This is a genomic window from Arthrobacter sp. CAU 1506, from assembly GCF_005047635.1.
Taxonomy (GTDB): domain Bacteria; phylum Actinomycetota; class Actinomycetes; order Actinomycetales; family Micrococcaceae; genus Crystallibacter.
In genome coordinates this window covers 39,474-64,261 of sequence record NZ_SUKC01000015.1, presented here as the reverse complement: position 1 = coordinate 64,261, position 24,788 = coordinate 39,474, and the positions used below count along the sequence as shown (strand labels likewise).

General features: G+C 68.6%; 23 protein-coding genes. 11 read left to right on the top strand and 12 right to left on the bottom strand.

What is annotated here, in order from left to right:
* Positions 1–37: 37 nt before the first annotated feature.
* The 9 genes from E4J89_RS15625 to E4J89_RS15585 all read left to right on the top strand — a co-directional run bounded on the left by E4J89_RS15625 (position 38) and on the right by E4J89_RS15585 (position 12,586).
* Positions 38–880, top strand: coding sequence for a thioesterase family protein (locus tag E4J89_RS15625; protein ID WP_136787077.1), 843 nt, complete (start codon positions 38–40; stop codon positions 878–880).
* Positions 877–1,344 carry a 23S rRNA (pseudouridine(1915)-N(3))-methyltransferase RlmH gene (gene rlmH, locus E4J89_RS15620; RefSeq protein ID WP_205754509.1) on the top strand — a complete coding sequence of 156 codons (468 nt, stop codon included), beginning with the start codon at positions 877–879 and terminating at the stop codon, positions 1,342–1,344. Before E4J89_RS15625 ends, rlmH begins: the two co-directional genes overlap by 4 nt.
* 2 nt (positions 1,345–1,346) lie before the next feature.
* Positions 1,347–1,970: a hypothetical protein gene (locus tag E4J89_RS15615; protein ID WP_136787076.1), complete on the top strand. Its 624-nt coding sequence runs from the start codon at positions 1,347–1,349 to the stop codon at positions 1,968–1,970.
* A gap of 73 nt (positions 1,971–2,043) precedes the next feature.
* Positions 2,044–2,772: a YcnI family protein gene (locus tag E4J89_RS15610; RefSeq protein ID WP_240691926.1), complete on the top strand. Its 729-nt coding sequence runs from the start codon at positions 2,044–2,046 to the stop codon at positions 2,770–2,772.
* An 80-nt stretch (positions 2,773–2,852) separates the two neighbouring features.
* Complete coding sequence (locus E4J89_RS15605) at positions 2,853–3,509, top strand: DUF4232 domain-containing protein (RefSeq protein ID WP_136787075.1); 657 nt, start codon at positions 2,853–2,855, stop codon at positions 3,507–3,509.
* A 64-nt stretch (positions 3,510–3,573) separates the two neighbouring features.
* On the top strand, positions 3,574–8,727 hold the full coding sequence (locus tag E4J89_RS15600; protein WP_136787073.1) for a DEAD/DEAH box helicase: 5,154 nt from the start codon (positions 3,574–3,576) through the stop codon (positions 8,725–8,727).
* Positions 8,720–9,508: a DNA-formamidopyrimidine glycosylase family protein gene (locus tag E4J89_RS15595; protein WP_136787071.1), complete on the top strand. Its 789-nt coding sequence runs from the start codon at positions 8,720–8,722 to the stop codon at positions 9,506–9,508. Before E4J89_RS15600 ends, E4J89_RS15595 begins: the two co-directional genes overlap by 8 nt.
* Positions 9,509–9,604: 96 nt before the next feature.
* On the top strand, positions 9,605–11,557 hold the full coding sequence (locus E4J89_RS15590; protein WP_136787070.1) for a DUF6541 family protein: 1,953 nt from the start codon (positions 9,605–9,607) through the stop codon (positions 11,555–11,557).
* 69 nt (positions 11,558–11,626) lie between these two features.
* Positions 11,627–12,586 (top strand): RluA family pseudouridine synthase, encoded by a 960-nt coding sequence (locus E4J89_RS15585; RefSeq protein WP_136787137.1) that lies wholly within the window; start codon positions 11,627–11,629, stop codon positions 12,584–12,586.
* 64 nt (positions 12,587–12,650) lie between these two features.
* Here the strand turns inward: E4J89_RS15585 and E4J89_RS15580 are convergent, their stop codons facing one another.
* On the bottom strand, positions 12,651–13,052 hold the full coding sequence (locus E4J89_RS15580; RefSeq protein ID WP_136787069.1) for a hypothetical protein: 402 nt from the start codon (positions 13,050–13,052) through the stop codon (positions 12,651–12,653).
* 281 nt (positions 13,053–13,333) lie between these two features.
* Complete coding sequence (locus E4J89_RS15575) at positions 13,334–13,852, bottom strand: O-acetyl-ADP-ribose deacetylase (RefSeq protein ID WP_136787067.1); 519 nt, start codon at positions 13,850–13,852, stop codon at positions 13,334–13,336.
* Between the two features lie 46 nt (positions 13,853–13,898).
* On the opposite strand from E4J89_RS15575, the gene E4J89_RS15570 reads away from it, so the two are divergent.
* A complete protein-coding gene (locus E4J89_RS15570; protein WP_136787066.1) occupies positions 13,899–14,549 on the top strand; it encodes a VTT domain-containing protein in 651 nt (216 codons plus the stop codon).
* Entirely contained in the window at positions 14,546–15,433 is an 888-nt protein-coding gene (locus E4J89_RS15565; RefSeq protein WP_136787065.1) for a tryptophan-rich sensory protein, read from the top strand. Before E4J89_RS15570 ends, E4J89_RS15565 begins: the two co-directional genes overlap by 4 nt.
* A gap of 84 nt (positions 15,434–15,517) precedes the next feature.
* On the opposite strand, the gene E4J89_RS15560 is transcribed toward E4J89_RS15565, so the two are convergent.
* From E4J89_RS15560 to E4J89_RS15515, 10 genes are all read right to left on the bottom strand, one after another.
* On the bottom strand, positions 15,518–15,826 hold the full coding sequence (locus E4J89_RS15560; RefSeq protein WP_136787064.1) for a hypothetical protein: 309 nt from the start codon (positions 15,824–15,826) through the stop codon (positions 15,518–15,520).
* 80 nt (positions 15,827–15,906) lie between these two features.
* Positions 15,907–16,224, bottom strand: a complete 318-nt coding sequence (locus E4J89_RS15555) for an SMR family transporter (RefSeq protein ID WP_136787135.1) — start codon at positions 16,222–16,224, stop codon at positions 15,907–15,909.
* Positions 16,224–16,577 carry an SMR family transporter gene (locus E4J89_RS15550; RefSeq protein ID WP_136787063.1) on the bottom strand — a complete coding sequence of 118 codons (354 nt, stop codon included), beginning with the start codon at positions 16,575–16,577 and terminating at the stop codon, positions 16,224–16,226. Before E4J89_RS15550 ends, E4J89_RS15555 begins: the two co-directional genes overlap by 1 nt.
* Positions 16,578–16,678: 101 nt before the next feature.
* Positions 16,679–18,223 carry an aldehyde dehydrogenase family protein gene (locus E4J89_RS15545; protein WP_136787062.1) on the bottom strand — a complete coding sequence of 515 codons (1,545 nt, stop codon included), beginning with the start codon at positions 18,221–18,223 and terminating at the stop codon, positions 16,679–16,681.
* On the bottom strand, positions 18,220–18,990 hold the full coding sequence (locus tag E4J89_RS15540) for an HD domain-containing protein (protein WP_136787061.1): 771 nt from the start codon (positions 18,988–18,990) through the stop codon (positions 18,220–18,222). The genes E4J89_RS15545 and E4J89_RS15540 overlap by 4 nt, the downstream gene beginning before the upstream one ends.
* 42 nt (positions 18,991–19,032) lie before the next feature.
* On the bottom strand, positions 19,033–20,340 hold the full coding sequence (locus E4J89_RS15535; protein WP_136787060.1) for an FAD-dependent oxidoreductase: 1,308 nt from the start codon (positions 20,338–20,340) through the stop codon (positions 19,033–19,035).
* 4 nt (positions 20,341–20,344) lie between these two features.
* Positions 20,345–20,665: a 2Fe-2S iron-sulfur cluster-binding protein gene (locus E4J89_RS15530; protein ID WP_136787059.1), complete on the bottom strand. Its 321-nt coding sequence runs from the start codon at positions 20,663–20,665 to the stop codon at positions 20,345–20,347.
* 38 nt (positions 20,666–20,703) lie between these two features.
* A complete protein-coding gene (locus tag E4J89_RS15525; RefSeq protein ID WP_136787058.1) occupies positions 20,704–21,507 on the bottom strand; it encodes an SDR family NAD(P)-dependent oxidoreductase in 804 nt (267 codons plus the stop codon).
* Positions 21,508–21,600: 93 nt separating this feature from the next.
* Positions 21,601–23,469 carry a PEP-utilizing enzyme gene (locus tag E4J89_RS15520; protein WP_136787057.1) on the bottom strand — a complete coding sequence of 623 codons (1,869 nt, stop codon included), beginning with the start codon at positions 23,467–23,469 and terminating at the stop codon, positions 21,601–21,603.
* A gap of 114 nt (positions 23,470–23,583) precedes the next feature.
* On the bottom strand, positions 23,584–24,786 hold the full coding sequence (locus tag E4J89_RS15515; protein ID WP_136787056.1) for a PEP/pyruvate-binding domain-containing protein: 1,203 nt from the start codon (positions 24,784–24,786) through the stop codon (positions 23,584–23,586).
* Positions 24,787–24,788 lie beyond the last annotated feature (2 nt).

Below are 24,788 nucleotides of genomic sequence, written 5' to 3'. Positions count from 1 at the left end.
GGCCTTAGGTGCCTGGGGATTTAGTTAGAGTGGTGGCATGGTCGATTCCACTGCCACAGCCGCCGTCGAGCACTTGGGTGCCGACGGGAGTGCGGTCCCGGACGCTTACTACGTCCGTCTGGACGGCGGACGCTTTCATTCCACGCTGCATTCCCAGGGCGCGTGGAACGACCACGAGCAGCACATGGCCCCGGCTTCCGGGCTGATGGTGCACGAGCTTCTGCGCAACCACCCCCGCGCCGAAATGGTGATGAGCCGGCTCAACTTCGAGATCCTGGGCATCATCCACGGCGGCGAGTTCGAGATCCATACCCGGGTGCTTCGTCCCGGCCGGACGATCGAACTGCTGGAGGCCACCTTCATGGCGCAGGGCCGCGCCGCCATCCGCGCCCAGGTTTGGCGGCAGCTCGCCGGCGATACCGCAGCCGTCGCCGGTCCCGCGCATCAAGGCTTGCCGCGGCCGGAAGGTTGCCCGCCGGCGCCGATGCAGAGCGTCTGGGACGGCGGGTTCATCCGTGCCACGGAGTTCCGCACGGTCGCAGACGGCGGGCCCGGCAACCGAACGGTGTGGGCGCGGCCGTTGCACCCGTTGGTCCTGGGCGAGGACATCCACCCGCTGGCCCGCTTCGTCAGCATTGTGGACACCGCGAACGGGGTTGCCGTGCGGCAGGACCCGCGCGAATACATGTTCCCCAACCTGGACCTGACCATCCACTTGTTCCGCCAACCGCACGGAGACTGGACCGGCTTGGACACCCGGGTCACCTTTGGCTCCGGAGGGGTGGGCATGACCGATACCGAACTGTTCGATGAGCAGGGTCCGGTGGGCCGCGCCGCGCAAATCCTGACCGTCCGTAAGTTCCCGGCAGCCGACGGATGAGCCTGCGCATCCTCACCATCGGACGCAAGCACGAGTCATGGGTGGCGGAGGGAATCGACCGCTACGAAAAGCGGATGAAGAAGCCGTTCGACGTCAGCTGGCAGCCCATCCCGCACTCCTCCCGGGAACATGACGCCGCGCGCCGGGAAGAATCCGAAACCCTGCTGGCCAAGCTCGCCGGCAAGCATGCCAACGACTTCGTCGTCCTGCTGGACGAGCGCGGCAAGAACATCGATTCGCCCACGCTGGCCCGCACCTTGCAGCAGCCCTTGGACAGCTCGCGCAATGTCACCCTGATCATCGGCGGTGCGTACGGCGTGGACGACTCGATCCACCGCCGCGCAGACTTTGTCTGGTCCCTGTCCAAACTGGTCTTTCCGCACCAACTGGTCCGGCTGATCCTGATCGAGCAGCTCTACCGGGCCCAGGAGATCGCCGGCGGGCGGCCCTACCACCATGAATGACCATGGGTAGCGCGCTGCGCTTCGGCCGGTCGGCCGTCGTCGCCGCCGCCGTGCTCTGCCTCGCCGCCGGCGCACACACCGCCGCCGGCGGCGCCATGCCGCCCGCCGCCGTCGTACTGGCACTGGGCGCGCTCACCTGGCTGCCGGTCATGGTGCTGGCCGGGCGCCGGCTGGGGCCGGCCACCGTCCTGGCGGTGTTGTCCTTCGGTCAGCTGGCGCTGCACCAGGCCTTTGAACTCTTCGGAACGGTCCAGTGCGCGCCGGCCAGCCCGCTGGCCGAACACGCCGGCCATGCCGGCCACCTTGGCCATGCCGGGCACGCGGCAGTGGCGCTCGACTGCGTGTCCGCGTCGGCGCACACCGGCAACTCGCCGGGCATGCTTGCCGCCCACGTGCTGGCGACCATGCTGACCGCGCTGATGCTGGCTCGCGGCGAGGCTGCCCTGTGGGCGCTGGCCGGCTGGCTGCGGCCGCTGGTCCAACTGCCTACCGCCATCGCGGCGCCCGTCCGCGTGTCCCTGCCGATCAACACCCAGGGTCCGCTGCCGCTGCACACCGCGTATCTGGTCAGACTGGTGCCGCTGCGGGGACCGCCGGCGGGAGTGAACATTCCGCTTCCGGGCTAACCCCCGATGTGAATTCCCACTTCTTCCGGTGCTGTGGCTGCAACCTGCCCAGCGCCCCCTGAAAGGCACCCTAGTGAAAACCATCAACCGCATTACCGTCCGCACCGCCCTTGCCGCCGGGGCCACTGCCGGCCTGCTGGCCGTCGGCGCCGGCGCGGCCTCAGCGCACGTCCACGTGACGCCGGAGGACAACGCCGCCGGCGGCAGCTCGGTGCTGACCTTCGCCTTCGCCCACGGCTGCGAGGGCTCTCCGACCACCAAGATCGGCATCTCGCTGCCCGAACAGCTGGTGGACGCCACGCCCACCGTGCACCCCGGCTGGGACGTTGAGAAGGTCAGCGAAACCCTGGATACACCGAAGACCCTGGCCAGCGGCGCCACCGTCACCGAGCGGGTCAGCCAAGTTGTCTTCACCGCCAAGGAACCGGTGGCCGACGGGCTGCGCGACACACTCCAACTGCAGGTGCTGCTGCCCGAGACCGCCGGCGAAACCCTGGCCTTCCCCGTCCTGCAGACCTGCGAGAAGGGCGAGACGAATTGGGCCGAACTCCCCGCCGAGGGCCAAGACCCGCATGATCTGGAATCCCCGGCTCCTTCGTTCGTGATCGGCGAAGCCGCCGCAGACGGCCACGGAGAGCACGACGGCGGTGCCTCCGCTGGTGCCGAGGCCACCGGAGCGCCGGGCGCCGAGGGGTCGGGCATTAGCGCGGCGGCGATCGCTGGCTGGACCGGGCTCGGTGCCGGCGTGCTGGGGCTGGCAGCGGGCGTGACCGCGCTGGCCCGGACACGCCAGAAGGGCTGATCTTCCCGATCCGGGGCCGCTACCGGCCGGTGGGATGTTCACTGCGGACAGACCACCGGCCGGCGGTGTTTAATGTGAGCATGATGAATCGTTTCCGGCTGAGGCCGGCCGCCGCGGCCCTCTTCGTTGGCTCCGCCCTGCTGCTGGCTGGCTGCGGCCAACCGGGTCAGGAGCCCGGCGCTGCGCCGGCGTCCGCCGGTCCCGAGGACAGCGCACCGCCGTCGTCCGCTGCACCGGCCCCGGAGACCGAAAGCGCCACCGGCAGCGAAAGCACCGCCGCGGCACCGGAGACCAGCAGCAGCGCCGGTGACGGTGACAGTTCCTGCAGCGCCGGCCAGCTGGCCGCTTCCATCAAAACAGAACCGGGCGCCGGCGCCGCCGGCAGCGTCTACCGGACGCTGGTGCTCACCAACACCGGCGACTCGTCCTGCACCCTGGCGGGCTACCCCGGCGTCTCCTACGTCGACGCCAAGGGCAAACAGGTCGGCGCTCCGGCCGACCGGGACTCCGCGGCCAAAACGGTCACCGTCACGGTGGCGCCGGGCGGCACCGCCGCGGCACAGCTGCGCCAGACGAATGCACAGAACTACGGCGACGAATGCGGCCTGACCGACGTGGCCGGTGTGAAGATCTACCCGCCGAACCGCAAGGACTCGCTGATCGCCGAGCAGGAAACCGTCGGCTGCTCGGATGATTCAGTGGTGCTGATGACGGTGGGCACGTTCCAGGCCCCGTAGCCCCCGTTCCGCTGCCGCGGAACTGCACGCTGTCGGCGCCGGGGGTTAGGCTCAGACCATCGGTATGACGACGTCTGTGCTCGAACGCTTCAGCCCGGCCACCCGCGAGTGGTTCGCCGGCGCTTTCAACGCGCCCACCGACGCGCAGGCCGGCGCGTGGAATGCCATCTCCGCCGGGTCGCATGCCCTGGTGGTGGCGCCGACTGGTTCCGGAAAGACGCTGGCCGCCTTCCTCTGGGCGCTGGACACCTTCATCGCCGCCGCGGAAGCAGAGCCGACGCTTCCGCTGGAGGTGCCGGAGCCTGCACCCAAGCGGGGACGAGGACAGGCGGAATCCAGGGGTACCCGTGTGCTCTATATTTCTCCGCTGAAAGCGCTGGGCGTGGACGTGGAGCGCAACCTGCGGGCGCCGCTGATCGGCATCACCCAGACCGCCAAACGGCTGGATATGCCCGCCCCGTCCATCAGCGTGGGCGTCCGCTCCGGCGACACTCCGGCCAACGAACGCCGCCGGCTGCTCACGCATCCGCCGGACATCCTGATCACCACTCCGGAATCGCTGTTCCTGATGCTGACGTCCAAGGCACGGGAGACCCTCGCCTCGGTGGACACCGTGATCATCGATGAAGTGCATGCCGTGGCCGGGACCAAACGCGGCGCGCATCTGGCGGTCACGCTGGAACGACTGGACGCCGTGCTGAACCGGCCGGCCCAGCGGATCGGCCTCTCCGCCACGGTGGAGCCGCTGGACACTGTGGCCCGGTTCCTGGGCGGCAACGCCCCGGTGGAGATTGTTGCCCCGCCCGCGCAGAAATCGTGGGACCTGACCGTCACGGTCCCGGTGGAGGACATGACGGCGCTGGCCTCGCCCAGCCAGGAAGAACTCGGCCCCGGCGCGCAGCCCGCGTCCATCTGGCCGCACGTCGAAGAGAAGATCGTCGACCTGATTGCCGAGAACCAGTCCACCATCGTCTTCGCCAATTCCCGCCGCTTGGCCGAACGGCTCACCGCGCGGTTCAACGAAATCTGGAGCGAACGCCAAACCCTCTCTCTCGCCGGCGATGATGTCTGGGACGCAGCCCCCAGCCAGGGCCCGGGTGTCGGCTCGGGCACCGGCACGGACATGGGCACCGGAACGGGCACCGGAACGGGCACCGGCATGGGCACGGGCACACAGACCAAGCCGCCGGCCCAGATCATGGCGCAGGCCGGGTCGATGTCCGGCGCGGACACCATCCTTGCGCGCGCCCATCACGGCTCGGTCAGCAAGGAGGCCCGCGCCGAGATCGAAGACGACCTCAAGACCGGCCGGCTGCGCTGCGTGGTGGCCACCTCCAGCCTGGAACTGGGCATCGACATGGGCGCCGTGGACCTGGTGGTGCAGGTGGAATCACCGCAGTCGGTCGCTAGCGGCCTGCAGCGGGTGGGACGTGCCGGGCACCAAGTCGGTGAAACCTCCCAGGGCGTGCTGTTTCCCAAACACCGGCAGGATTTGGTCAACACCACGGTCACGGTGGAGCGGATGCTCGCCGGTCGAATCGAGCCGCTGTTCATTCCGGCCAATCCGCTGGACATCCTCGCCCAGCAGACGGTAGCGGCCACAGCGCTCGGTGCCGTCGATGTGGAGGAATGGTTCGACGTCGTGCGCAAATCCGCGCCCTTCGCCACGCTTCCGCGCTCCGCCTACGAGGCCACTCTGGACTTGCTGGCGGGGCGCTACCCCAGCGATGAGTTTGCCGAACTACGCCCGCGCATTGTCTGGGACCGGCTGGCCGGGACCATCACCGGTCGCCCGGGCGCCCAGCGGCTGGCCGTGACCTCCGGCGGCACGATTCCGGACCGCGGGCTGTTCGGCGTCTATCTGGTGGGGTCCGAGGACGAGAAGAACCGCGGCGGCCGGCGGGTCGGCGAGCTGGACGAGGAGATGGTCTACGAGTCCCGGGTGGGCGACGTCTTCGCGTTGGGTGCGACCAGCTGGCGGATCGAGGACATCACCTACGACCGGGTGCTGGTCTCGCCGGCCTTCGGGCAGCCCGGCAAGCTGCCGTTCTGGAAGGGCGATTCACTCGGCCGGCCGGTGGAACTGGGGCGGGCGCTGGGCCGTTTTGTCCGGGAACTTTCGGGGGCGGCAGAAGAACCGGCGCGCGAGCGGCTGGCGGGCGCCGGGCTGGACGATTGGGCCGCGGGGAACCTGCTGGCCTATCTGGCCGAACAGCAGCAGGCCACCAACGACGTTCCCAACGACCGCACGCTGGTGGTGGAGCGGTTCCACGACGAGCTCGGCGACTGGCGGGTGGTGCTGCACAGCCCGTTCGGCATGCCGGTCCACGCTCCGTGGGCGCTGGCCGTCGGCGCGCGGCTGCATCAGCGTTACGGCCTGGACGGGTCCGCGATGGCCGCCGATGACGGCATCGTGCTGCGCGTGCCAATGATGGAGGACGAGCCGCCCGGCGCCGAGTTGTTCCTCTTCGATCCCGAGGAACTGGACCAGATTGTCACCGCGGAGGTGGGCGGTTCGGCGCTCTTCGCGTCCCGCTTCCGCGAATGCGCCGCCCGCGCGCTGTTGCTGCCGCGGCAGAACCCCGGCAAGCGCAGCCCGCTCTGGCAGCAGCGCCAGCGCTCGGCCCAACTGCTGGATGTGGCGCGCAAGTATCCGACGTTTCCGATCATCCTGGAGACGGTGCGCGAGTGCCTGCAGGATGTCTACGACCTGCCCGCGCTCAAGGACATTGCCGCCGGCATTGAACGCCGCGAGCTCCGCTTGGTGGAGACCACCACGCAGCAGCCCTCGCCGTTCGCCCGCTCCCTGCTCTTCGGCTACGTCGCCAGCTTCCTCTACGAGGGCGACTCCCCGCTGGCCGAACGCCGGGCCGCCGCGCTTTCGCTGGACCCGGGGCTGCTCAACGACCTGCTGGGCCGCGCCGAACTGCGCGAACTGCTCGACGAGGGGATCATCGCCCAGACCGAGCTAGAACTGCAGCGGCTCACCGAGGACCGCAAGGTCAAGGGCGCGGAAGGCATCGCGGACCTGCTGCGCCTGCTGGGGCCGCTCACGACGGCGGAGATCGCCGCCCGCGTCCAGCCCCCCACCCCGGTGGTCGACCAAGCGAGCGCCAGCGAGCGCGCGGAGACCGGGTCTCTACTCGGCGCTGGCGCGCCTCCTTCGACCACCGACGACGCCGACCCGGTGGTCGACCAAGCGAGCGCCAGCCACCCGGTGGTCGACCAAGCGAGCGCCAGCAACCTGGTGGTCGACCAAGCGAGCGCCAGCGAGCGCGTGGAGACCGGGTCTCTACTCGGCGCTGGCGCGCCTCCATCGACCACCGAAGACTCTGACGCGCCTCCATCGACCACCGACGACGCCGCCGCCATCTCCCACGTTGAACCTTTGCTCGCCGAATTGGCCAAGGCCAACCGTGCCTTGAAGGTGGGCGTCGCCGGCGTCGAACGCTGGGCCGCAGTGGAAGACGCCGCCCGGCTCCGCGATGCCCTCGGCGTCCCGTTGCCGGTGGGAGTGCCGCTGGCCTTCATCGAGCCCGTGGCCGACCCACTGGGTGACCTGGTCAGCCGCTACGCCCGCACGCACGGGCCCTTCACCGCCGCCGAGTGCGCCCGCCGGCTGGGGCTTGGCCCCGCCGTCGTCCATACCGCGTTGCAGCGCCTGCTCAAGGACGGCCGCGTGGTGGAAGGCGAGTTCCGCCCGGGCGGTGCGCCCGATGCCGACGACGGCGGGGCCTCGGGCAACGCCGCCACGGTCGACGGAGACCGCGCTGTGACCCTCGCTCCGGACCAGCGCCAGACAGAGTGGTGTGACGTCGAGGTACTGCGCAAGATCCGCCGCCGGTCGCTGGCGGCGCTGCGCAGGGAAGTCGAACCGGTGGACCCTGCGACCTACGGGCGGTTCCTTCCGGCCTGGCAGAATGTCGGGGCCAAGCTGCGGGGACTGGACGGCGTGGTCACGGTAGTGGACCAGCTGTCCGGGGTTCCCATTCCCGCGTCGGCCTGGGAACCGCTCATTCTGGCGTCTCGCGTGTCCGACTACGCGCCGTCCATGCTGGACGAGCTCACCGCCACCGGCGAAATCCTGATCGCCGGCGCGGGCTCGATGCCCGGCAACGACGGCTGGATCAGCCTGCATCTGGCCGACACCGCGCCGTTGACGCTGCATCCACAATCCGATTTCGAACCCAGCGTCCTGCAGTACGAACTGCTGAACGCACTCTCTGGCGCCGGAGGCTACGGCGGCGCCTACTTCTTCCGGCAACTCTCCGACGTGCTGGCAGCCAACGGCACCCAGCCGGGGGACGACGCCGTCGTCAGCGCCCTGTGGGACCTGCTCTGGGCCGGCCGGATCACCAACGACACGTTCGCCCCGGTGCGTACGCTGCTGGCTGGCGGCACCACCGCACACCGGCAGCGCAACGCACCGCCCCGGGCACGGTCGGCGCGGTTGGGGCGGATGGGCCGGATGCACGGATTGGGCGGGGCCGGTCTGCGTCCGGGTGCCGGTGCGGGCGCGAGCTCCGGCACCGGCCTGCCCCGGATGGCACCGCCGAATGCCGCCGGCCGCTGGTCCCTGCTGCCGGCCCCGGAAGCCGATCCCACCGTGCGGGCTCATGCTACCGCCGAACTGTTGCTGGACCGCTACGGCGTGGTCACCCGGGGATCGGTTGCCGCCGAGTCGGTGCCGGGCGGCTTCGGCCTGATGTACAAGGTGCTGGGCAAGCTGGAGGAGACCGGCCGCTGCCGCCGCGGTTACTTCATTGAACATCTGGGGGCGGCCCAGTTCGCCGTTTCCCCCACGGTTGACCGGCTGCGGTCCTTCAGCCGCGACGCCCAGCTGGGTGAGCAGCCGCCGACCGCCGTGGCCTTGGCCGCGACCGATCCGGCCAATCCCTACGGTGCGGCACTGGCCTGGCCGGCGCAGGAGTCCGGCCACCGGCCGGGGCGCAAGGCAGGCGCCCTGGTGGTGTTGGTGGACGGCGAGCTGGCCCTGTATTCCGAGCGCGGCGGCAAGACGCTGCTGGCGTTCACCGAGGACGAGGAGTCGCTGGCACTCTGCGGCCGGGCCTTGGTGCAGGTGATCCGGCGCGGTGCAGCGGACAAGATGGCGGTGGAGAAGGTCAACGGCGGCCCCATCCTGGACACGCCGCTGGCCCGTGCGCTGATGGATGCCGGTTTCTACTCCACTCCGCGGGGACTGAGGTTCCGTGCCTGAAGGGGACACGATCTGGCGTGCCGCCCGGCGCCTTCACGCGGCGCTGGCGGGTCAGGAGCTCACCGGCAGCGACTTCAGGGTGCCGCGCTACGCCACGCTGGACCTGTCCGGGCAGACGGTGGACGAGGTCCGCTCCCGCGGCAAGCACCTGATGATGCGGATCGGCGAGCTCACCGTGCACTCGCACCTGGGAATGGACGGCAGCTGGCAGATCTACCAGCGCGGCGAGCGCTGGCGGAAGCCCGCTTTCCAGGCCCGCCTCATCCTCTCCACCAGCACGACGACGGCGGTGGGCTTCGCGCTGGCCGCGCTGGACGTGGTGACGCGGACGGACGAGGACAAGCTGGTGGGGCATCTGGGACCGGACCTGCTCGGGCCGGACTGGGATGCGGACGAGGCCCTGCGCCGGCTGCGGCTGGAGCCCGACCGTCCGATCGGGCTGGCCCTGCTGGACCAGCGCAACCTCGCCGGCATCGGCAACGTCTACCGATGCGAGGTCTGTTTCATCGCCCGGGTGCACCCGTCCACCCCGGTGGGACAGGTGCCGGATCTCCCGGCCATGGTGTTGAAGTCCAAGCAACTGCTGGAGGTCAACAAGGACCGCAGCAGCCGCAGCACCACCGGGTCGCCCGCCCGCCGCGAATCGTTCTGGGTCTACGGCCGGGCCCGCCGCCCATGCGCACGCTGCGGCACCCCGATAGCCCACGACCTGCAAGGCAATACCGAAGTCGACCAGCGCGACGTCTACTTCTGCCCGCACTGCCAGCCGCTTGCCTCCTGATTGCGCTCTCCCCTGTGCACCGCAGCCAGGCCCGACCCGGCGTAGGCGGAGCAGTACGAACCGTAAGATGGTGACGACAAGAGACGAAGGGGGCCCATGAGCTGGCTGCAGACGATTCCGGCTGTGCTGGTCGCCATCGTCCTCGTCTTCGGACCCGGCCTGCTGTGGGGCGCCGTGCTCGGCTTGCGCCGGCTGTCTCTGGTGGCACTCGCCGGCCCGTTTGGCGTCACCGCCATTGTGCTCGCCGCCGAACTTGGCCGCCTGATCGGCCTGCGGTGGGCATGGCCGCAACTGCTGGCGGTCACCGTGCTCGTCGCCGTCGTCCTCTGGCTGCTCCGCCGCAAGCTGGGCCACCGCCTGCACCGGGACCCCGAAAAGCCGAACGTACCGGCGCCCTGGCGCTCGGTCGCGCTGGCCTGGGCGGTGTCGGCGGTGCCGCTGGCCGCAGCGATGATCTTCATCTTCGGTGCCCCGGACAACATCGCGCAGTCGCACGACAACATCTTCCATCTCAACGCGCTGCGCTACATATCCGATTCAAGCAACGCCTCCTCGCTGACGCTAGGCTATCTGGGCACCACCGACCGGGGTGTTTTCTACCCGGCAGGCTGGCACGATGTGGTCTCGCTGGTCATGATCACTGCCGGTCTGCAGCCGGCGGTGGCCATCAACGTCACCAACCTGGTACTCATCACCGGCATCTGGAGCACCGGTTGCCTGTTCATGGTCAGCCGCATCACCGGCGAGCGGACCATGCCGCTGCTGGTGGCTGCGGTGGTCTCGCTCTCCTACAGCAGCTTCCCCTACTTGCTGTTGGAGTTCGGTGTGGTCTATCCGTTCATGCTCTCCATTGCCATGCTTCCGGCCGCCTTGGGCGTGGTGTTCCAACTGCTCCGCTTGGGCATGCATACACGCGTGTCCACCGAAGGCAACGTGCTGTTGCTGGTCGGGCTGCTGCCGGGCATGGCGCTGTCCCACCCGGCCACGATCATGGGGCTGCTGGCGCTCTCCGTGCCGCCGGTGGTCGCGGCCGCCTACCCCGCACTGCGTGCCACGGAACAACGACGGCGGCTGCGCGCCTGGGTGGGCACCGGCGCCTTTCTGGTAGTTCTGGTAGCGCTTTGGATCACCCTCCGTCCTGCGCGCAGCAGCAGCACCAACTGGGACAACATGGGCAACGCCGCGGCCGCCCTAGGCGAAGTGGTACTGAATTCCCCGCTCAGCCGGCCCATCTCCATCCTGGCCACCATCTTGACCATCGTGGGCGCCGCCGTCGTCTTCAATCTGCGCAAGAACCGCTTTGCATTAGGCATGTATGCCGTGGGCGCCGCCCTGTACGTGATCGGCAACTGGCAGGCGATGCCCGGACTGCGCTGGTGGGTAGCCGGCATCTGGTACAACGATTTTTTCCGGATCAGCGCCATGCTTCCGGTGGCAGGACTGCTGATTGCGTCTATCGGCGGCGTCGCGCTGGCCGGAACGGCGCGTTCCTTCTTCCGAGCCTCGCTGGCCCGCCGCGAGAAGAAGCAGCCCGCGTGGATCCGTCCCGCCGCCACCGGTGTGCTGGTGGTCATCAGCTTGGCGGTGGTGCCGCTGTTCGCGGTACAGCGCGGCATCTCTGAGGCCGCCGCCAAGTACCGGTTTACGGACAGGTCGCAATTGCTCACCGCAGATGAACTCGCCCTGATCAAGCGGCTTCCCGACCGGGTTCCCGAAGGTGCGGTGATCGCGGGTGACCCGCTGACCGGAGCCTCGCTGTCCTACGCCTATACCGGCCGTCCAACCCTGGTCCCCTCGGGAACCACGTCCCCCAGCGTGGACGGCAAGCTCATCATGGACAAACTGGACAAGATGCGGACCGATCCGGCAGTCTGTGCCGCCGTGAAGGCGCAAAACGTGCAGTTCGTGCTGGACTTCGGCAACCGCTCCGTCCATCCCGGGGAAACATCATCGGTCCCGGGCCTGCAGGAACTGACCGAGGCCAACGGTTTCGAACTGGTGGACTCCGAAGGCGACGCCAAGCTCTATCGGATCACCGGCTGCCCCTAACCGGTGCCGGCTCCGTCCTGGAACAGAGAGGGCCTGCGGTTGGCGGTCAGCCGGTACCCTTGATGGGTGATGGAATCCCCGCTCCCGGTGCGCGACGGCGTCAATGCCACCCGTTTGCGGCTGCCCGGCGACGGCCCGTGGGAAACGGCCATGGACTACATGCTGCACCGGTGGGGCCATGTGGACCCGGACGGCATCATGGACCGGTTCGACCGCGGCGAGATCGTGGGCGAAGGCGGCGCCGTGCTGAGCCGGACCACTCCGCTGGATGCCCACACCTTCATTTGGTACTACCGCACCTTGCCCTTCGAAAAGCGGCTACCGGTCGAGATCAACATCCTGCACCAAGACGAGAACATCCTGGTGGTGGACAAGCCCCACTTCCTGCCCACCACCCCCGGCGGCACGTACATCCAGGAGTCGGCGCTCGTCCGGCTGCGCCGCCAACTGGATATTCCGGATCTGATTCCCATGCACCGGCTGGACCGCCTCACCGCCGGGGTGTTGCTCTTCTCCACCAACCCCGCCACCCGCGGGAAATACCAAGTGTTGTTCGAAAAGCGCTTGGTGCAGAAGGAATACGAAGCCATCGCGCCGGTGGATCCTCAGCTCACGTTCCCGCAGACGGTGCGGAACCGCATGACCAAGTCCCGCACCTACCTGCTGGCCCAGGTGGTCGACGGCGAACCCAACACGGAGACCCGGATCGAACTGCTGGAACAGCGCGGAGGGATGGCCCGCTACAAACTGGAACCGCATACCGGCAAGACCCACCAGCTGCGCGTGCATCTGGCCTCGCTGGGCATCGGGATCCTGCACGACCCCTTCTATCCGGTGTTACTGGACCAGGCCCCCGACGACTTCGAGCGCCCGTTGCAGTTGTTGGCCCGCGGCATATCCTTCACCGACCCGATCAGCGGGAAGCCGGTGGAATACCGTAGCCGGCTGAACCTGTCCGAATGGGCAGCCCTCGGCGCCGCCGGTGCGGTGGACGCCCGCGGCGCCTCAGGACATGGAATGCCTGCCTAGTTAGACGCGGCCTGGTCGCGTGGACGACGTCGCGTGGACAGCTCAGTCCACTCGCATGGGCAACTCAGCCCCGCTCCACGCCCGCAGCCTGCGCCGTAGTGCTGGCAAGCGGGGGCAACGTGATGACGGCAAGCGGCTCCCGCCGGCCTTCGACATGGAACGCCAGTGTTCGAGCAGCGGGCGAAGGTGCGCCTTCGAACACGACGCTGACAATGTCTTCCAGGTCCCGATCGCCGGAGACCTCGTACAACTGGGGGAACGAGCGGCCACTGTCATCCGCGGCGGTCATCTCTGCCCGGGCCAACAGCCACGGGACCAGCGGATCCTCACCGCGGAAGCGCGCAATGATCCGATGGGGCAGCAACTCAACAATGGTCAGCATCAGGAACCGCTCATCATCCCAGCGGCAGTGCACGTTGCACAGAATGGTCTCGACATTGGACGAACCAAGCGGCTCGATACCCATACGAAAGCAGCTCCCCAACCTGATATCCGGCCTGCGGCCACATCACCTTAATCATAAGCAAACTGCGCATGCCGCTCGAAATGTTTCACGCCGCGTTTTGGCGGCCTTCAAGCCGAGCGCTCGGGGGCCGCATCTGATGCGCCCGCCAAGTCCAAGCACCAACCACCCCGGCGCGGCGGCATGGCTTCCGCGGTGCAGGACGCCATTGGACCGCCGACCCTCCCGATGGCCGGGGCACCGCCCTTCAGACCCCGCAGGACTGCAGGCCGTGGACCAGAGGGTTAGCCGCCAAGTTCAGCATGCACCCGGCGGAAGGTCTCTGCCAGCCCGGCAGAGAACAGGACAAATTCGACCACCTGCACCCCGCCGTCGTACTCCAAGACCTGGCCGATGCCGCGGCGTGCAACAGTGTCCGCCTCCCAGCCGTACACGCCGGCGCCGATCGCCGGGAAGGCCAGCGTCTCGGCGCGCAGTTCATCGGCGACGCGCAGCGATTCCCGGAAGCATCCGGCCAAAAGTTCCGGGTCCGTCTGGCCCGCACGTCGATTGGGCCCCACCGTGTGGATCACCCACTTGGCCGGCAGGAAGTACCCCTCCGTGGCGGCCGCACGGCCGGGCGGCAGCCCGTCCGGCAACTCGCTGGCGCGCAGCCGGCGGCAGGCTTCGAGCAGTTGTGGTCCGGCCGCCGCGTGGATGGCGCCGTCCACGCCCCCGCCGCCCAGCAGGCTGGAATTGGCGGCGTTGACGATGGCGTCCACCTGACGCTGGGTGATGTCGCCTTCGAGGATGCGGATCTCCACGTTTGCCAGTCTGCCACCGGGCCGCAAATCCCGATAGATTGGGCCAATGGAGATTCCCGAGGGGCCGCTGCAGTGGGTGTACTATCCCCTGACGCTGCTGCTGGTGATTCTCGACGCCGGGGTGCCGGCGGCGCCGTCGGAAGTCATGGTGATCGGGGGCGGCACCCTGCTGGCCAACGGGGAACTGATCCTGCCGTTGGTGTTCTTGGCCGTGATGCTGGGCAGTTGGCTCGGTGACCTGCTGTTGTTCCTGCTCTTCCAGCGCGGCATCAACACCTGGCTGAACCGTTACAGCTGGGGCCGGAGGATCGACCGGGCCGTGACGCTGGCGCTGAGCAAAGCCGGTGAATCCTCCACCTACGCTGCCGTGGTGGCGGCCCGCTTCATCCCCGGTGGCCGGACGGCGGCGGTCGCGGCCTCCGGGCTGGCCGATGTTCCGTTCAAGCCGTTCCTGCTGGCCTCGGCCGCCGGGTCTGCGCTGTGGGCCACGTGGATGGTCGGCTTGGGCTTCGTGGCCGGCCGGGTATCCGTGTTCCCCTTCTGGGTCAACATCCTGATCGGTACACTCGTGGGCATTGTGGTGGGATCGATGATCGCCATGGTGATCGGCTACCGGCGGCGGAGTAGCAGCCGCCGCGGCGCGCTCCCGGTCCGTGAGGCCACCGCCACAGCTGTCCCCGAACTAGGAGCCGAGTGAAACCGGAAACTGCCGTCGACCAGCCCGCCGTTACAGCCACGAGCTCCTTCGCCGGAAACATCCGTGCCATGCTGGCGACAGACTTGGCCAGGCAATCCGCCGTGACTGGCTCGCTGCTGCTCTGCCTGCTGGCGGGACTGCGCGGCGCCGGCCTGCTGGGCGGGACCGGCATCAAAGACGCCGCTTCCGGTGCCTTTGCCCCCGACTTCACGCTGCTGGCCTTGGAGCCGCGGGCGTTCAGCATCTGGGCCGTGATCTATCTGGGCCTGCTGGGCTACACCCTCTTCCAATGGTGGCCCGTGGAGCGTGCTTCACAGCGGCAGCGCCGCATCGGGTGGGTGGTGGCAGGGTCCATGCTGCTCAACGCCGCGTGGATCCTGGCCGCCGAGGCGGGCAACGTTGGCCTGACCTTGGTCCTGATCCTGCTGCTGGTCGCTGCACTGGCCTGGATCATTGACGGTTTGACGCGCTACCCCTCGCCCTACCGGGTGGACGCGCTGCTGGTGGACGGACCGCTGGGCCTCTACACCGGCTGGGTCCTGCTGGCGGCTGCCCTGAATGCCAGCAGCTGGCTGACCGTCCGGGGCATCGACTGGTTCGGTTGGAGCGGCGAGCTCTGGGCGGTCATCGCGGTGGCGGTTGTGTCGCTGACCGGAGCCGTGGTGGCCATGACCGGCCGCGGGCGAATCTCTGCCGTCCTGGCACTGGCCTGGGGGCTGGGCTGGCTGGCCTACGACCGCTTTTTGGGCCAACCGGAGTCCGCCCCGGTGGCGATGGCCGCCGGCTTTGGGCTGTTCTTCGTGCTGGTCTGCGGCATTTCCCGGCATTTCCAGGTGGGCCATGCAGAACGCCGCGCGCTGCGGCGCGGCGAGCCGCTGGACTGAGCAAGCAGAGCAACCAACGACGGCGGACGGCCGGGGTTCCGCGGAACGGCCGGGTTCGTCGGGCGGACGCGGCCCGGAACGGTCTCAGCCGACGGGCGCCCATTTGCCGCGCGAGCGCCGCAGCACCGCCAGCCTGGCCGTGGTGGCGACTCCTTCCACCGCGTGCCGCATGTTGGCACCGGCCTGCAGGGCCTGGCGGTTCTCGGCCGCATAGGCATTGGCGTCCACGGTGAACCGGACGGTAATCCGCGGGACGCCGGCCACCACATCCAGCTGGTTCGCCTCCACGATGTGCGCCGCCCCCACGGCTGCCACCGCAGCCTCCATCACCGCCTCCGGCTGGTTCCCGGGCCGCAGGCCGGTGATGTTCAACTGGGCACGGAAAGACGGCATCCCTCAACTCTAGCCGCGTCGCCTGATGCGGCGCGCGGCCAAAGCACTGCTTCCGGCCGAGCCTCAGTCCGTCCGGAGTGTCAGTGCGAACCGAGTTGGATCAGCAGCACGCCGGCGCCGATGAGCACGATGCCGGCGGCCATCAGCTTGGTCAGCGGTTCGTCGAAGAGGAACTTGCCGATCAGCGCCGTCAGGGCCACGCCGCAGGCCGTCCAGATGCCGTAAGCCATCCCCAGCCCCAACCCTTCGCGCAGCGCCAGCGACAGGCAGCTGAAGGCGATGAGATAGCCGGCCACGACTGCCAGCAGCCAGCTTTTCGGCCCGTCGATGCTGGCCCGCAGCGAGAGCGTCGCGGCCACCTCCACCAGAATCGCGATGCCTAGGAAGACCCACGCGATCACTTTGCTACCTGCTCGGCGGTGCGGGCCGCGGCCCGGTGCGCTCCCCATTGCACCAGCAGCACTCCGGCTACCGCCAGCGCCATGCCGGCCACCATGACGGTGGTGAGCGGTTCGTGGAAGAGGACGGCCGCCAGGGCCGCCGTCAGGGCAACGCCCAGCGCGCCCCAGATCCCGTAGGCGACACCGACCGGCACTCCGGCGCGCAGCACCGCGGCGAGGAGGGCAAACGACATCACGTAGCCGACCACGACTACGGCGTACAGCGCCGGGGTGTCCAAGGCCGCCTTCAAAGACAGCGACGCTGCCACCTCACACACGATCGCCCCGGCGAGGAGCAGCCACTTCTTCATCTATCGACCTCCCCCACCAGCAGATCAGGTTTCGCGGCCGGTTGCACAATCGGGCGGGGCGGCAGCGGAGGCGACCAACTGGGGGAAATGCGCCGAGACCCCTAGCGGCGGTGGATGGACTTGTAGCTCAGGTACGCGTTGAGCCCCTCAATGCCGTACTCGGTGCCCAGCCCGGAATCGTGCCGGCCGCCGAACGGGGCGGAGTGGTTGGAGGCGAAGAAGTTGAGGCCCACGGAGCCGGTGTCCATCCGGTCGGCCACCCCGAGCGCGGCGGCCTGGTCCTGGCCAAAGACAATGCCGCCCAGACCGAACTCGGTGTTGTTCGCCAGTGCCACGGCGTCGTCGACGTCCTTGTATTTCAACACGGAGATGACCGGGCCGAAGACCTCTTCGCGGGAAATCCGCATCCCCGGTTCGACATCGGCGAAGACGGTGGGCTGCACGAAGTAGCCGCCCTCTAGTCCGCCGCCGAGCCGCGCGGCCCGTCCGCCGGTGGTGGCGCGGGCCCCCTCCGACCGGGCGGAATCCAGGTAGTCCAACACGGTCCGGTACTGGGACTCGGTGGCCGCGGGTCCAAAAACCGTCGCCGGGTCCAGCGGGTCGCCCTGTACCCCGGCGGCGATGGTCGCCGTCACCATGTCCACCACCTGGTCATAGCGCGACGCCGGGGCCAGGATGCGTGTGGAGATGTAGCAGGTCTGACCGGTGTTGCGCATGCAGGAGCGCACCAGCACCTGGGACACTGCGTCCAGGTCGGCGTCCTCAAGCACCACGGCGCTGGACTTGCCGCCCAGCTCCAGCGTGACCGGCCGCAGCAGTTCCCCGCAGGCCGCCGCGATCTTGCGGCCCACCGGGGTAGAGCCGGTGAACGCCACCTTGTCCACGCCGGGGTGCTTCACCAAGGTGTCGCCGAGCCGACCGGACCCGGTGACCAGGTTGACCACGCCGGCCGGCACACCGGCGGCGGCCACGGAATCCACGATCAGCCGGAAGGACAGCGGGGTGGGCGAGGCCGGCTTCATCACCACGGTGCAGCCGGCCAGCAGCGCGGGCGCCAGCTTGATCGCCATCAGGTTGATCGGAAAGTTCCAGGGTGCAATCAGCCCGCACACCCCCACCGGGTCGCGGCGCACCACCGACTCGCCGCCGCCGCGCGGGAACGGGCGGACGTCCTCCCGCTCAAGGTATTCCGCGAGCGTGGCGAAGTAGCGGAAGATGCCGGCCGCGTTGGCGGCGGCGCCGGAGGATTCGGAGACCGGCGAGCCGTTTTCACGGGTGTTAGTCAGGGACAACGCCTCGGCGCGCTTCTCCACCTCGTCCGCGATCCGCAACAAATACGCCGCACGCTCGGAGGGCGCCAGCTTCGGCCAGGGGCCGGCGTCGAAGGCCTGCCGGGCGGCGGCCACCGCGGCGTCGACGTCCTCGGCCGTTCCGTCCGGTACCGATCCCCAGGCCTGTCCGGTGGCCGGGTCGGTGACTTGGTTGCGTCCGGTCCCCCGGGCCGGGACCCAGGCGCCGTCGACAAACACGTCGTCCACGTGCGTGTAGGGCAGGTCCAAGGCCTCGCGCGCGGCCAGGGCGGACGCGGCGGACGACGCCGGTGCTCCCCCGGGTGCCGCGGCAGTGCTGTGCGGCGTAGTGGTCATCGGATGACTCCTGTCTTCAGCAGTGCCCTGGAACGCTCCAGGTCAGCGGTTCCCATCGCCAAGGCGGCCTCGGTGATCAGCTCCGGAATGATCTCCACACCCAGCCGGTCGGTGTACACGTCCGGGGTCATGCCGAACCAGGTCGATGCCAGCGCAATGCCGGCATGGTCAAACCGCCACAGCCGGTCGGCGTCGCGGACCAGGGCGTCCTCCAGCGAATAGGCCACATGGCGGGTGTCATGCCCGTCGATGATCTCGCAGACCCGGTCAACAAATTCCGCGGCGTAGCCCAGGCCGGGCAGCACGCGGCGGGCCACCTTACAGCCTTCGGCCTCGTGCTCGAACCGGATGGCGGCCTTGCGCCAGTCGCCGGTAAAGCCCTCGGAGAGAATCCGGCCCTCGTCCACATGCGCCCAGCCCGTGTCGTGCAGCAGGACGGCCACGCGGACCAGTTGCGCGTCGGCCTCCGGGTAGGCCCGGCAGAGCCGTTCGGCGAAGGCCAACGAGATCGGCAGGTGGATATCGTTGTTGCGGCTCCGGGTCTCCCGCACCACCGCCTGCCAGATGGCATCCAGCTCACCCACCGCGGCGGGCGTGGTCGAGATCGGCGTGGTGTCCACCGTCCCGGTGGCCGGCAGCGGCCGGACCGGGTGGGCGGCCGCGAAAGCCACCGCCCGCGGGTCATCGGCGTGGGCAGTCGGTTCGGCGCGGTTGGTAGCAGGGGCGCCGGTATCGGTGTCCGGGGTCTGCGTCTCGGGGGTGCTCATGGGTTGGGTCTCCTAGGGGTGCGGCCGGGCCGGTTGGTCTGCTCAGCTGTCCGTCGCAAGGGTCTTGAGGACGACGGCGGGGTCCGCTGCGGCGTCCGCGGGGATGTTCTGGCCCTTGGCCAGGGCGTTCTTGACCGCCATGAAGTCCAGCGGCGCGTTGACGCAGTCGGCGGCGATGATCTGGCCGCCGCGGTAGTACAGCACGGAGAACTTGCCCCGCTCGTCGTCGCGGCGCACCACGGTCTGGTCGTAGCCGAGCGTGAGCCCGGCGATCTGCAGTTTCAGGTCGGCCTGGTTGGACCAGAACCACGGGATGCCGGCGTAGTCCTCGCGCCGGCCCATCAGCGAGTACGCGGCAACCTTGGCGTGTTCGATCGCGTTGTTCACGCTCTCCAGCCGGATCCGTTCGCCCTCCGGCGAGCCCGGCAGCGGGTTCGGCATGTTCGCCACGTCGCCCACCGCCACCGTGGTGCCGTCCGAGGCGAGCGCGTGCCGGTCCACCACAATGCCGTTGTCCACGTCCAGTCCCAGCTGCTCGGCCAGCTCGGTGTTCGGCACCACGCCGATACCCACCAGCACCAGCTGGGCCGGCACCACGGTGCCGTCCTCCAGCACGACGCCGGACACCCGGCCGCCACCGTCCGCGGCGGCGAGTTCCTGGATCCGAGAGTTGAGCCGGATGTCCAGGCCGCGGTCGCGGTGCGCGGTGAGGAAGTACTCGCTGGTCTCTTCCCCCACCGCCCGGCCGATCAGCCGCGGCCCGTATTCCAGCACGGTGACGTTCTTGCCCATCTTGTGCAGGCTGGAGGCCGCCTCCAGCCCGATGAAGCCGCCGCCGATCACCACGGCGTCCTGAACGCCGTCCAGCTGTGCCTTCAGCGCCAGCGCGTCGTCGGCGTTGCGCAGGTACACCACGCCGTCGAGCTCCGCTCCGGGCACCTGCAGCTTGCGGGCGCGGGCGCCCACGGTCAGCGCCAGCCGGCGGAACCGGAACTCCGCACCGGAGGCCGCGTGGGCCACGCCCGAGCCGTCGGGCTGCTTGTCGATCCGCTCGATCCGCTCGCCCTTGACCAAGGCCACGTTGTGGTCTTCCCAGTACTGGTTGGACCGGAAGATCAACGATTCGCTGTCCACCGTGCCCTGCAGGAACTCCTTGGACAGCGCCGGACGCTGGTAGGGCCGGTGGTCTTCCTCGCCCAGCAGCGTGATGTGCTCGTCGAAGCCCAGCGCGCGCAGCGATACGGCCAACTGGACGCCGGACTGGCTGGCGCCGATGATCAGCAATCCCGTGCGCACGGCGCCGTCGGCAGTTTCGCCGGGCACCGCCGTCGTCGTGGTGGTGGTATCCATGGTTCTACACCTGGGTTTCCGGGGTAGTGACGTACATGTCCTGGCCCTCGCAGAGCTTGAGCTGGCAGGACAGCCGCGAATTGTCCTCGCGGTCCACGGCCGTGCCATAGAGCATTTCGTCTTCCATCTCTTCCATCTCGGGAAGCTGGTCGAGGGTGTCCTCGCGGACGAAGACGTGGCAGGTGGCGCAGGACAGCGAGCCGCCGCATTCGGCGACGATGCCGGGAACGCCGTTGCGCACCGCGGTTTCCATGACCGAGTCGCCGGGGTTGCCTTCGACGTCGCGGACGGCGCCTTCGGCGTCGGTGAAATGAACCGTAGGCATGGGGGTTCTCCTTATTCCTTGCTACTTACTTGCAGTGCCTAGATGAACTGGCGGCCGCCGTCGACCACCATGGTTTGTCCGGAGATGTACGAGCTGTCCGGCCCGGCGAGGAACAGCGCCGCGCCCACGATGTCCTCGGGTTGGCTGGCGCGCTTGAGCGCGCCGCGGTCCACGCCGTAGTTCTCGGCGTTCTCCATCAGCCCGTAGCTGGCCTCGGTGAGGGTGAAGCCGGGCGCGATTGCGTTGACGGTGATGTTGCGCCGGCCCAGTTCCTTGGCCAGCACCCGGGTCATCGCCACCACGCCGCCCTTGGACGCCACGTAGTGCAGCCACTGCTCCGAGCCGGAGTAGATGGTGGCGGAGGACAGGTTGATGACGCGTCCGCCGTCGGGCAGGTACGGGCTGGCGGCGCGGGTCACCAGCCACGGACCCTTGAGGTTCACGTTCATCACCAGGTCCCATTCGGCCGGGTCGATCTCCTCGAACGGCGTGCGGGTCACCGTGGCGTAAATGGCGGCGTTATTCAGCACGACGTCGATGCTCCCCTGCCCGAACTCGGCGCACCTTTGGGCGAGGGCCTCGGTGGAGGCGACGTCGGTGACGTCCGCCTCGAAGGCCTCGGCTTCCGCGCCGGCTTCGCGGACCAGCGCGGCGGTCTTCTCGGCGCCGGCCAGGTTGGTGTCGGCCGCCGCCACCCGGTATCCGCGGGAGGCAAAGCCCAGGGCGAAGGCCCGGCCGAGCCCGCCGGCGGCGCCGGTGATCAGCACGGTCCGCGTGCCGGACCCGGTCGCAGACTGCCCGCTGCGAGGGGTGGTTCGGGGGTCCAGGGGAGGCTGTGTCATTGGTCAATCTTTCCTGTTGGGATGTGCCGGGCCGGGGCCCCGAGAGGGCTCGCCCGACCCGGCACTGGAAGCGCCTGTTATGGGCGCCGATGCTCAGACGTGGCTGTGGCTGTGCGCCCCGGGGCCGGCGACGGCCGGTGCGGCGTCGTCGTCCAGGATCTGCACGGTTCCCTTGGTGCCGTCCACCCGCAATCGCTGGCCGGTCTTGATGGTGGTGGACCCGGAGCCGGTGCCGGTCACCGCCGGCAGCCCGTACTCGCGGCAGACAATCGCGGCGTGGCTCATCATGCCGCCGATGTCCGTGACGGTGGCCTTGATCTTGCCGAAGATCGGGCCCCAGGACGGCGCGGTCACGGTGGCCACCAGGATCTCGCCCTGCTGCACTTCGGCGAGCTGGTCGGAATCGTGGACCACCCGCGCGTAGCCTTCCACCACACCCGGGGACGCGGCCATGCCGCGCAGTCCGCCGCCCTCGACTTCCTCGCCTTCGCCCAGCCACTGCTGGACCTGCTCGGTAGTGATGCCCCAGAGCATCCGGGTGAACGGTTCGGTGATGATCTCCGGCGGGGTGTTCAGCGCCGGAGCCGGACGCGCGGTCTTGAGCGCGTTCACAATGCCGCGGCGGCGTTCGATCTCCTCCGGCCAGTAGGTGGGTCCGATCGGCTCGGCACCGACGCCCCAGCCGGTGACCAGATCGAAGAGCGCATCGCGGACCTCGTTGCGGTTCAGGTAGAGCAGGTCCTCCGGCTCGGTCCAGAAGCCCTCGGCGTGCATCATCCGGGAGAGCTCGCGGATCTTGCGCCAGAAGACGCCCATGGTCCAGTGCTCAATGTAGAAGTTGTGGTTCTCCACGTACGGGTACGCGGTCGCGGCCAGCTGGCGCTTCGCGTCGAACACCGCCTGGGCCTCGCCCTCCAACAGGTCGCGGTATTCCTCCACGATCCGTTCCTTCTCCGCCACCAGTTCCGCGACCGGGCGCATGATGTTCTGGCCTTCGTCCAGCCGGCGGATGTAGTCGGCGATATAGCCCAGCGGGATTTCCTGGTGCTCGTTCCAGTACTTGTCATGCCCGTAGAAGCCGTTGCCCACGGTGAAGTTGAACCAGGGGTCCTTGGCCTCCTCGTAGCGGGCGATCCAGCGGTCGCCGCCCGCGGAGGCGCGGACCGTGGCCAAGGTGGCATCGACGTCGTCGGTGTTGGCGAAGGCGGACTGGATGCCCAGCTCCACCGCCAGCTTGGCCAACTGCTTGAGCTCGTCGTCCGGGCGGAACAGCTCCATGTCCACGCCCTGGACCATGGTGGCGATCGACTGATCCGGGATGTTCGGGAACACTTCCTTGCAGAAGTTGAAGAAGTCCAGGTACGCGATGTAGCCCAGGTTCAGGAACTCGAAGTGGTACTGCCAGTTCTGGTAGGCCAACTGGATCAGCCGGTCGTAGTTCTCCAGCAGCACCTCGGAGCCGTCCATCGCCTTGCCCGTGGTGATGTCCTCCATCGGGACCATGTCCGGCAGCTTCTTGAAGGAAATGGTCTCCATCTCGTCAATGGTGCCGCGGACCTTCACGTGCCACTGCTTGAGCAGTTCCTCCCAGTTCTGGAAGTAGTGGCCCACCCGCTGCTCGAAATGCGGCACGCGGGCGGCAATCTGGTCCTCCGGAACCGGGATCGGGGACATGTACAGGTAGCCCAGGTGCACCCGGAACTCAATGCCGTTGGCATTGGGGATCATCAGGTGCCGGGAGTTGTACTGGCCCAGGCACTTGACCGCGAACTCACCGCCGATGGTCTCGAACGGCTTGAAGACGGTGGGCCAGTGCTGGCTGTCACAGAACCAGAACTTGGCGTCTTCCTGGTCCTTGAGCTTGTCCTGGAACACCAGATAGTAGGGGTAGATCTTCTCCCAGCCCTCGGCGCCGGCGGGCACCGGCAATTCGGACGGCTTCGGGAAGGACTTCATGGACATGGCGGTCCTTTCGGTGGCGGCTCTACGGTGAGCCTTCGTGAGCGGTTCGGTAGAACGGTGGAACCTTGCAGGTGACGCAGTGGAAACGGTGGAACGGGTAGTGCCGTGGAACGATCAGATGGAGGCCTTCATCAGCGAGGCGGTGATGCTGCCCAGGCTGAAGCCTGCCGTGCCGGAGGCTGGGTTGCCGGAGACGGAGGTGCTGGCGCCGGGGTTGCCGGCGGCGGCGTTGCCGGCGGTGTCCGGGGCCTTCGGCGAAGAGCTGCCCACACCAAGCACCGAGGCGTAGCCGCCGGTTCCCGGCGCCGCCGCGGTGACGGATTTCTTGGCGGAGTGGACGGTTTCCGGGCGGGACTGCAGCAGCAGCAGGTTGTCGCCGTCGGGCAGGTCATGGTCCAGCGCCCACTCGATGTCCTGCGGGCACTTGTAGTGCTTCTCCGCCCGCTTGGCCATCTGCGCGACGGCTTTCAGTTCGTCGTCGGTCAGGCAGCGGCGGGAGCGCCGTTCGGCGTCGACTTCCCGCTCCACCAGGCTGCGCGCCGTGGCGTCCGGCACCAGTTCGGCGTGCTTGTCGCCGATGTGTTCGGTGATCGGGACCAGGGTGACCTTGTCCAGCACCATGTTGTCCGGCGTGACCTGTCCGGAGACCACCATTTCGCCGACGCCGTAGGACGCGTCGATGGTGATCTTGGAGCGGTCCCCGTTGGCCGGATCCAGGGTCATGGCGACGCCGGAGACCTTGGCGTTGACCATCTTCTGCACCACGACGGCCATCGACAGACCCTCGTTCGGGATGTTGTTCTTCAGCCGGTAGATGATGGCGCGCGAGGTGTACAGCGACGCCCAGCAGCTGCGGATGTGTTCGCCAACCGCAGGGAATCCTTCCAGCCAGAGGTAGGTGTCCTGCTGGCCCGCGAAAGATGCGTCCGGTAGGTCCTCGGCGGTGGCGGAGGAGCGGACGGCCACCGGGACCGGCGCGTCGAAGCGGGACATCAGGTCCTCGTACGCCTCGATGGTCTGGGCGCGCATGTCGTCCGGAACCGGCCGCGAGCAGATGTCTTCGCGGATGGCGGCGGACACCTTGTCCACCTCGGCAACGTCCTCGGGGTCGAGGTCGGCCAGCAGCTGGTGGATGTGCCCGGTGATGCCGGCTTCCTGCATGAAGCGGTCGAATTGGGCGGTGGTGACGACGAAGCCCGGGGGCACCGGCATGCCGGCAGAGGTCATGGTGACCAGGGATGCGCCCTTGCCGCCGAGGTTCTCGAGCTTGGGTTCGACGCCGCCGTCGAAAAACTGGATGAATTCATTGCTGTGCATGG